The sequence below is a fragment of the Rhodococcus sp. ENV425 genome (assembly GCF_002887785.1).
Taxonomy (GTDB): Bacteria; Actinomycetota; Actinomycetes; order Mycobacteriales; family Mycobacteriaceae; genus Rhodococcus; species Rhodococcus aetherivorans.
Genome location: NZ_PCZU01000006.1, coordinates 1 through 8,157 on the forward strand (window position 1 = coordinate 1; position 8,157 = coordinate 8,157).

The following is an 8,157-nucleotide window of genomic DNA, read 5'->3' on the forward strand; positions in this document are numbered from 1 at the left end:
TCGGTGCTCGTCGCGAGGGACGCGAGCGCTCCGCCGGGGCCCGTGGCGCGGCGGAGCCGGGTCAGTTCCGCCCGGGCCGCGCTGTAGCGGCCCTGCCCGCCCAGCGCGACGGCCCGGTGCCACGACGCGACGGGATCGCCGGTGAGGGGCAGGGGGAACAGGCCGGGCCGGGCGCCGAATGCCGCCGAGGCGAGTGCGGACGCGTCGGACGGAAGGGCGATGTCGGGCACGCGCTCATGATCGCACCGCATCTCCCCCTCCCGACGCGGAGGTGGTCCGCATTCCGGGAAATATGCACCGGGGGCGCATGAATTACTCCGCACGACACTTGTGCTGCATCCGGTTGAACATTGGGTTTACGGCCTGTTAATTGCGGACATGGCGCCTGTACGCAAACCCGCGCACGCCGGGCCCGCCGACCCCGGCATTCTTGCCCCCGAGGCCCGGACGGGTGCCCTTCCGCGCCGACTGCAGGGCATATAGTCCCTGATCCGGGCTGTTCCGGGCACCGGACGGAGCCTCGAGCGGTCGAGGCGCACAACATCAAGACACAATCACGAATCGACCCCGATGTAAATATTTCGGTGGTTAATTCTCGCGGATCGGGATATGGAAATTGCCACTCCGCGAAACTGTTGACTCCATTTCGGCGGCCCCTTTACGGTTACGAAGCCTGAATAATTGCTTTGGGGGGAAAGACCTTCCGCCCACGGTCCGCTCGCCCCAGGCGAGCACGCTGCAAAGGAGTGCCCCATGCCTGCACCGAACCACTTGCCCGGACCCAACGCGGACGTCTGGGATTGGCAGATGCACGGACTGTGCCGTGGGGTGGACTCCTCGATGTTCTTCCACCCGGACGGGGAGCGTGGCCGGGCCAGGGCGCAGCGCGAGAGCCGGGCCAAGGAGATGTGCCGGCAGTGCCCGGTGATCGTGCAGTGCCGGGAACACGCTCTGGCCGTGTCCGAGCCGTACGGCATCTGGGGCGGCATGTCCGAGACGGAGCGGGAGATGTACGCGCGGCACCGACGACGGAGGGTCGCGGTCTGACCGGCCGCGACCCCCGGGACGACGAAGCCCCGCACGGGAAGTTCCGTGCGGGGCTTCGTGCCACCCGGGCCACCGTTACGCGCGGCCGGCCCGGGCGTTCGGATCCCTAGTGCGCGTGGCCGTGGCCGTGACCGGCCTCGGCCTCCTCCTCCGGCTTCTCGACGACCGCGCTCTCGGTGGTCAGCACCATCCGTGCCACCGAGGAGGCGTTGACGACCGCGGACCGGGTCACCTTCACCGGGTCCACGACACCGTCGGCGATCAGGTCGCCGTAGGTGAGGGTGGCCGCGTTGAAGCCGGATCCGGCCGGAGCCTCGCCGACCTTGTTCACCACGACCGCCCCGTCGAGGCCGGCGTTGCTGGCGATCCAGTACAGCGGGGCCGTGAGGGCCGCGCGCAGCACGGCGACACCGGTGGCCTCGTCGCCCGAGAGCGAGTTCTCGAGCGCGTCCAGCTCACGGGCGGCCTGCACCAGCGCCGAACCGCCGCCGGGCACGATGCCCTCCTCGACCGCTGCCTTGGCCGCGTTGACGGCGTCCTCGACACGGAACTTGCGCTCCTTGAGGTCGGTCTCGGTGGCAGCGCCGACCTTGATCACCGCGATGCCGCCGGAGAGCTTGGCGAGCCGCTCCTCGAGCTTCTCGCGATCCCAGTCGGAATCGGTGGCCTCGATCTCGCGGCGCAGCTGCGCGACGCGGTTCTGGATGTCCTCCTGCGTGCCGGCACCGTCCACGATGGTGGTGCTGTCCTTGGTGACCACCACGCGTCGGGCCGAACCGAGCAGGTCGAGACCGGCATCCTTCAGGGTCAACCCGATGTCGGCGTTGATGACGGTGCCGGCGGTGACGACGGCGAGATCGTCGAGGAACGCCTTGCGGCGGTCACCGAAGAACGGCGCCTTGACCGCGACGGCCTTGAGGGTCTTGCGGATGGAGTTGACCACCAGGGTGGACAGCACCTCGCCCTCGACGTCCTCGGCGATGATCAGGACCGGCTTGCCGTTCTCGGCGATCTTCTCGAGCAGCGGCAGGAAGTCGGGCAGGGAGCCGATCTTGTCGCGGTAGATCAGGATGACGGCATCCTCGAGCACCGCCTGCTGTGCGTCGATGTCGGTGATGAAGTACGGCGAGAGGAAACCCTTGTCGAACTGGACGCCCTCGGTGACGACAAGCTCGGTCTGCAGCGTCGAGGACTCCTCGACGGTGACGACGCCGTCCTTGCCGACGGTGCTCAGGGCCTCGCCGACCATGGTGCCGATCTCCTCGTCGCGCGAGGAGACGGTGGCGACCTGGGCGATGGCTTCCTTGCCCTCGACCGGGGTGGCGGCGGCGAGGAGCGCCTCCGACACCTTCTCGGCGGCCTGGGCGATGCCGCTGCCGAGCGCGATGGGGTTGGCGCCGGCCGCGACGTTCTTCAGGCCGGCCTTGATGATGGCCTGAGCGAGCACCGTGGCGGTGGTGGTGCCGTCACCGGCGACATCGTTGGTCTTGGTGGCAACGCTCTTGACCAGCTGGGCGCCGAGGTTCTCGAACGGGTCCTCCAGCTCGATCTCCCGGGCGATGCTGACACCGTCGTTGGTGACGGTCGGACCGCCGAACGCCTTGGCGAGCACCACGTGCCGCCCACGCGGGCCGAGGGTGACCTTGACGGCGTCGGCGAGCTGATCGACGCCACGCTCGAGTGCCCGCCGCGCGGTCTCGTTGAACTCGATTTGCTTGGACATGTTCTCCGACTACTCCTGGAACGAAGGATCCGGAACGGATTCCGCCCCGGGTCCGAGACGGAACTCCGGGGCGGAATGCGTGCGGCTTACTTGGCGACGACGGCCAGCACGTCGCGAGCCGACAGGATCAGGTACTCCTGGCCGGCGTACTTGATCTCGGTTCCGCCGTACTTGCTGTAGATGACGACGTCGCCTTCCTTGACATCGAGGGGGATGCGCTTCTCACCCTCGTCGTCCCAGCGGCCGGGGCCGACGGCGACGACGGTGCCCTCCTGGGGCTTCTCCTTCGCCGTGTCCGGGATGACCAGGCCGGAGGCAGTCGTCGTCTCGGCCTCGTTGGCCTGGACGAGGATCTTGTCCTCGAGCGGCTTGATGTTCACGCTCGCCACGATGAGCCCTCCACTTTCAGGGGTTCGATGGTCCGAGGCCTCTTGTCGTCCTCGGACAGGGTTTGTTCAGTCACCACGGTGACTCCGCGCGCAGTCCCGTCGTCGCGGGTGCCGGAACTCGCTCGGCGTCGACTAGCACTCTATACACGCGAGTGCCAGCGCTCAAGGGCAGCGGGTGCTGAATGTCCCCGTGTCGCCCCGGGCGCCCCATGCTGCCATCGAAGGCCCCTCGGCCCCGGGCGGCCCTCCGGTCGACCGCGCCCGCCCGGCAACGACGGCCGGAGGCCGGCCCCCGTCCGCCCATGAGCCGGGCCCGTCCGCAACCGAGGAGACCGAATCGTGACCATTCGTATCCGGGAGATGCCCGGTCGGCCACCCCGCCGGGCAGCGGTCCCCTCACAGCCCACTCCCCCGCCACTGTGCTCGCCCTGCGAGCCGGAAGAACGCCTCCGAGCTGGCACAACAGCGGAGCTGCCGGACTCGGCCCGCCTCCGCCACCGACGTCCGGCGGCCTGTCCACGGGCGGGGTAGCCGGGCCTGCGGCGCGGCCGGACGGACGGGGATCGCCGGTTTTCGACGAGCGCTCGCGGCCACCCGTCTGTTACGTTCGGATAACGGAGACCGAACGCGTGACCATTCGGTGACATTGCGGCCTCGTCCGCGTCACTGTCCGCCGGTCACGCACGGGAGGGGAACTATGCGCACGTCGCTGGGGATTTCCACCGGCGCTTCCGGAGTGGGCTCAGCCCTCGTCGTCGAGGGGTCCGGGGATCGCACCACCGAGTACCGATTTCTCGCCGCCGATCCCGACGCAGCCGGGGATCTGGGCGACCTCGTCATCGATGCCCTCTCCCTCATGAGCACCCAGATCGACGGCCACGCCGTCCCCGACGCCGTGGCGGTGGCCTACCGCACGCCCGAGCACGCGGAGGCGATCCGCTCCGCGGCGGTGCGCGACGGCCACATCGTCCACCTGGTTCCGGAGACGACCGCCGTCTTCGCCTACCTGCACGGCACCGGCCTCGTCGACACCGCCGACACCCTCGCCGTCGCCGACCTCGGGGCATCGGGATTCACCGTCTCCGTTTTCGACCGACGGTCCGGATCGGTGCTGCGCTCGGCCCGGACCGGGGACGTCGGGGGCGACGCCGTCCGTGGCCGCGTCTACGACCACGTGCGCCGCCAGATCGGCCGCACCCGCGGCCGCATTCCGATCGACACCGCCCTGTTGACGGTGCGCTGCCAGGGCGCCCTCGAGGCCCTCGGCTCCGCGTCGGCCACCAGGGTCGAACTCGGTGACGCCGGCCCCGCGGTGCCCCTGACCCGCGCCGAACTCGACGAGATGGTGGCCGATCTCGCCGACACCGCCGCGGCGTTCACGCGACGGATCTGCGGCGGCACCGAGCCGCGGCCGCAGATGCTCGCCCTCGTCGGCGGCGCCGCGGCCATGCCGGCTCTCGCCGGAGCCGTGACCTCCGCGTTCGCGGGGACCGCCGTGACGGTGCCGGAACCGGCCACGGCAGCGGCCCACGGTGCCGCGCTGCTCGCCGCGTCGTCACGCCTCGCGTCGTATCCGCCGGTGGGCGCCTCGGCGCCGACGCCGAGCACCCCCGGGGGCAAGGTATCCGGCGCACTCGCCGGGGCGCTGGTCGTCGGTGCGCTCGTCGCCGGCTACGCGACCGACCGGATCGCGTCCGACGACACGCCCGTCTCCCCCGCCGGCACCAGCGACCAGGCCACCACCCAGCCTGCGGCGGCGGTTCCCGACACCGGACACACGCAGATCCCCTCCGAGGATCCTCACGCCACCGTCACCACGACGGCTCCGGACAACGGTTACGCACGCACGCCCGCGCCGGACCCCTACCCCACCGGGTCGCTACCCCCGACGAGCACCTCGGCGACGACCACGCCGCCCAGCACGCCGGAGTCGACCACCACCGACCGGCCCGAGTCGCCCCCGGAGGCCCCGGGCACCGACCGGCCGTGGCAGTTCCCGGGAACCCTGCCGAGCGTTTCGTTGCCGACCGTCCCGCTGCCGACACCGCCCGGTACGACACCGCCCGAGAGCACGACACCGAGCCCGACGACGTCCGCGCCGACGACCGAGTCCGCACCCGCCGAGACGACGACCGACACCTCCTCGACCGCCGCCCCGGCGGAGGGAACGACGAGTTCGTCCCCGTTGCGCATCGAACCGTCGCCGGTCGGCTGAGCCGCACCGGCCGATCCCCCGCAGCGGACGGTCAGGCCGGCACCTGGGCGATCTCGACCGGCAGCCCGGGGTCGGTCCCGACGGTGAGCGCGGACGGCTGCGCACCTCCGGCGATCAGGTGCGCCCCCAGCGCCGCGATCATCACCCCGTTGTCGGTGCACAACCGCGGCCGCGGCACCCGCAGCGTGATCCCCGCGGCGGCGCAGCGCTCCTCGGCGAGTTCCCGCAAGCGGGAATTGGCGGTGGCCCCACCCCCGAGGACCAGGGTGTCCACGCCCACATCCTGCGCGGCCCGCACCGCCTTCATCGTCAGCACGTCGGCCACCGACTCCTGGAAACCGGCCGCCACGTCCGCGAGCGGGACGGGCTCGCCGGCGCGCTCGCGCGCCTCGACGAACCGCGCGACGGCCGTCTTGAGCCCGGAGAAGGAGAAGTCGTGCCGGGCGTCGCGCGGCCCCGTCATCCCCCGCGGGAACACCACCGCGGTGCGGTCGCCGTCCTGCGCGGCCCGGTCCAGCGCCGGACCGCCCGGAAAACCCAGCCCGAGCAAACGCGCCACCTTGTCGAAGGCCTCCCCGGCCGCGTCGTCGACCGTGGTGCCGAGCTCGACGATCGGCGTGCGGCCGAGGTCCTCGACGTGTAGCAGGTGCGTGTGCCCGCCGGAGACCAGCAGCGCCACGCACGGCGGCATCGGCCCGTGCTCGATCGTGTCCACCGCGACGTGCCCGCCGAGGTGGTTGATCGCGTAGAACGGCACGTCCCACGCCGCCGCGTAGGCCTTGGCTGCGGCGACACCGACGAGCAGCGCACCGGCGAGGCCGGGACCGATCGTCACGCACACGGCGTCGGGCTTGGCGATCCCGGCCGCGGCGAGCGCCCGTCGCATGGTCGGGACGATCGCCTCGAGGTGTGCGCGGGACGCGATCTCCGGGACGACGCCGCCGAACCGGGCGTGTTCGTCGACGCTGGAGGCCACCTCGTCGGCGAGCAGTTCGAGGGTGCCGTCGCCGACCCACCGGACGATGCCGACGCCCGTCTCGTCGCACGAGCTCTCGATGCCCATCACGATCACGACTGTGACTCCTTCCGCCGGTCCGGCCGGCACATGGTGTACGCGTCGGCGCCGCTCGGCTGGTAGTACCGCTTTCTGGTCCCGACGATCTCGAAACCCTCCCGGCGGTACAGCGCGATCGCCGCGTCGTTGTCGGTGCGCACCTCCAGGAACACGGGGCCGCCCCAGGCGTCGGCCGCCCGCAACAGCTCGGCGAGCAGCGCGCCACCGACGCCGCGGCGCCGCTGCTGCGGGTCCACACCGATGGTGTGGACCTCGGACTCCGGATGGATTCCGGTGCCGAGACGGGCGAGACCGGCGTAGCCGATCAGCCGGCCTTCGTCGTCGCGGGCGGCGACGTAGTGGTTCTGCGGCGCCGCCAGCTCGGCGCGGAAGGCGCCGGCGCTCCACGGGTCGTCGCCGGGGAACAGGATCCGTTCCAGCTCGGCGCACCGTGCGACGTCGGACGGCTGCAGCGCGTCGACGAGGGGAAGCGGGTCGTGGGGGCTCATTTCTTCTTCCGGTCCGCCGTCTCCACCGCATCGGGCCGGCGCAGGTAGAGGGGCACCAGGGGCTCGGGCTCCACCCCGGCGAGCAGGTCCGCGACGGCGACGGCGACCAGGCCCGCCGGAGACGGTGTGGCCACCGGATGTGCGGGCAGCGCGAACAGGTCGGTGTGCGGGCGGGACCCGGCGATCCGCAGCGACGGCTCCGCCTTCAGCTCCGCCGGCTTGCACACGCCCGGCCCCTCGACGCGGTGGCCACCGGAGTACCGCGCCCAGTACACCTCGCGGCGACGGGCGTCGGTGACGACGAGCAGATCACCGTCGCCGTCCGTGCCGTGGACGTCGGCCGCGATCGCGTCGAGGCTGCACACGCCGTGCACCGGCACGCCGAGGGCGTCGCCGAAGGCCGCGGCGGTCGCCATACCGACACGCAGGCCCGTGAACGGGCCGGGGCCGACACCGACGACGACGGCGTCGAGGTCGGCCGGCGTGTGGCCGGTGGACGACAGGCAGTCGAGGATCTGCGGAGTAAGCACCTCGGCGTGGGCGCGTGGATTGTCCGTGACCCGCACGGCCAACGTCTCGATGTCGACGTCCTCGGGTTCACCGCCGTCGTCTACCCGGACGAGACCTGCGGTGACAGCGGGGGTGGCGGTATCCACGGCGAGAACGAGCACGAGTATCCAGAGTACCGCCGAGCGCGACGGTCACCCCACCCAGGACCAGGTGGCGGTGCGCACGTCCGAGTCCGGTTCGCGGCGCAGCCGCACCCGCAGGTGCCGCTCGGTCAGTGTCTCGACCAGCCCCTCACCCCATTCCACGACGACCACGGCGGCGGTCAGGTCGGTGTCGAGGTCCAGGGCATCGAGTTCGTCGAGGGCGTTCGGACCGTCCCCGAGGCGGTAGGCGTCGACGTGGATCATCCCCACGGGTTCGCCACCGGCGCGATCGCCGGGGCGATGCTCGCGCGCGATGACGAAGGTCGGCGAGGTGACCCGGCCCTGCACCCCCAGGCCCGCGGCGATTCCGCGGGTCAGGGCGGTCTTCCCGGCACCGAGCGGACCGTCCAGGACGACGAGATCACCCGCGTGCAGTTCGCGTGCCAGGCGGCGGCCCAACGCCTCGGTGTCCTCGACCGTGGGCAGCTCGGCATACTGCTCGGTGCGTGTGCCGGTGGAGCGATCGTCACCCAATTGCGGCGCGCCTCCTGCCGGCGTCGTGGGCGA

Annotated in this window: 8 protein-coding genes and 1 pseudogene; 2 read left to right on the forward strand and 7 right to left on the reverse strand. The window is 71.6% G+C overall.

Annotated features, from left to right (window positions below):
* A pseudogene (locus CQZ88_RS00145) lies at positions 1-230 on the reverse strand (hypothetical protein); the annotation flags it as partial.
* A gap of 523 nt (positions 231-753) precedes the next feature.
* On the opposite strand from CQZ88_RS00145, the gene CQZ88_RS00150 reads away from it, so the two are divergent.
* Positions 754-1,047 (forward strand): WhiB family transcriptional regulator, encoded by a 294-nt coding sequence (locus tag CQZ88_RS00150; RefSeq protein ID WP_029544792.1) that lies wholly within the window; start codon positions 754-756, stop codon positions 1,045-1,047.
* 106 nt (positions 1,048-1,153) lie between these two features.
* Here the strand turns inward: CQZ88_RS00150 and groL are convergent, their stop codons facing one another.
* Both groL and groES read right to left on the reverse strand, forming a co-directional pair.
* Entirely contained in the window at positions 1,154-2,770 is a 1,617-nt protein-coding gene (gene groL / locus CQZ88_RS00155; RefSeq protein WP_006940029.1) for a chaperonin GroEL, read from the reverse strand.
* A gap of 86 nt (positions 2,771-2,856) precedes the next feature.
* Positions 2,857-3,159, reverse strand: coding sequence for a co-chaperone GroES (groES, locus tag CQZ88_RS00160; protein WP_003938034.1), 303 nt, complete (start codon positions 3,157-3,159; stop codon positions 2,857-2,859).
* Positions 3,160-3,856: 697 nt separating this feature from the next.
* On the opposite strand from groES, the gene CQZ88_RS00165 reads away from it, so the two are divergent.
* Complete coding sequence (locus tag CQZ88_RS00165; RefSeq protein WP_029544794.1) at positions 3,857-5,374, forward strand: Hsp70 family protein; 1,518 nt, start codon at positions 3,857-3,859, stop codon at positions 5,372-5,374.
* A 31-nt stretch (positions 5,375-5,405) separates the two neighbouring features.
* On the opposite strand, the gene tsaD is transcribed toward CQZ88_RS00165, so the two are convergent.
* Genes tsaD through tsaE form a run of 4 tightly spaced genes read right to left on the reverse strand, consistent with a single transcriptional unit; the run spans position 5,406 to position 8,124 of the window.
* Positions 5,406-6,446, reverse strand: a complete 1,041-nt coding sequence (gene tsaD, locus CQZ88_RS00170; RefSeq protein ID WP_006940025.1) for a tRNA (adenosine(37)-N6)-threonylcarbamoyltransferase complex transferase subunit TsaD — start codon at positions 6,444-6,446, stop codon at positions 5,406-5,408.
* Positions 6,443-6,937, reverse strand: a complete 495-nt coding sequence (rimI, locus tag CQZ88_RS00175) for a ribosomal protein S18-alanine N-acetyltransferase (RefSeq protein ID WP_006940023.1) — start codon at positions 6,935-6,937, stop codon at positions 6,443-6,445. Before rimI ends, tsaD begins: the two co-directional genes overlap by 4 nt.
* On the reverse strand, positions 6,934-7,608 hold the full coding sequence (gene tsaB, locus CQZ88_RS00180) for a tRNA (adenosine(37)-N6)-threonylcarbamoyltransferase complex dimerization subunit type 1 TsaB (RefSeq protein ID WP_006940021.1): 675 nt from the start codon (positions 7,606-7,608) through the stop codon (positions 6,934-6,936). The genes rimI and tsaB overlap by 4 nt, the downstream gene beginning before the upstream one ends.
* Positions 7,609-7,638: 30 nt before the next feature.
* Positions 7,639-8,124 (reverse strand): tRNA (adenosine(37)-N6)-threonylcarbamoyltransferase complex ATPase subunit type 1 TsaE, encoded by a 486-nt coding sequence (tsaE, locus tag CQZ88_RS00185; RefSeq protein ID WP_006940019.1) that lies wholly within the window; start codon positions 8,122-8,124, stop codon positions 7,639-7,641.
* Positions 8,125-8,157: the final 33 nt, after the last annotated feature.

What these genes read in the sequence shown, in the direction of transcription:
- CQZ88_RS00150 (WP_029544792.1), top strand. Translation starts at nt 754, where the DNA reads ATGCCTGCACCGAACCACTTGCCCGGACCCAACGCGGACGTCTGGGAT.
- groL (WP_006940029.1), bottom strand. Translation starts at nt 2,770, where the DNA reads ATGTCCAAGCAAATCGAGTTCAACGAGACCGCGCGGCGGGCACTCGAG.
- CQZ88_RS00165 (WP_029544794.1), top strand. Translation starts at nt 3,857, where the DNA reads ATGCGCACGTCGCTGGGGATTTCCACCGGCGCTTCCGGAGTGGGCTCA.
- rimI (WP_006940023.1), bottom strand. Translation starts at nt 6,937, where the DNA reads ATGAGCCCCCACGACCCGCTTCCCCTCGTCGACGCGCTGCAGCCGTCC.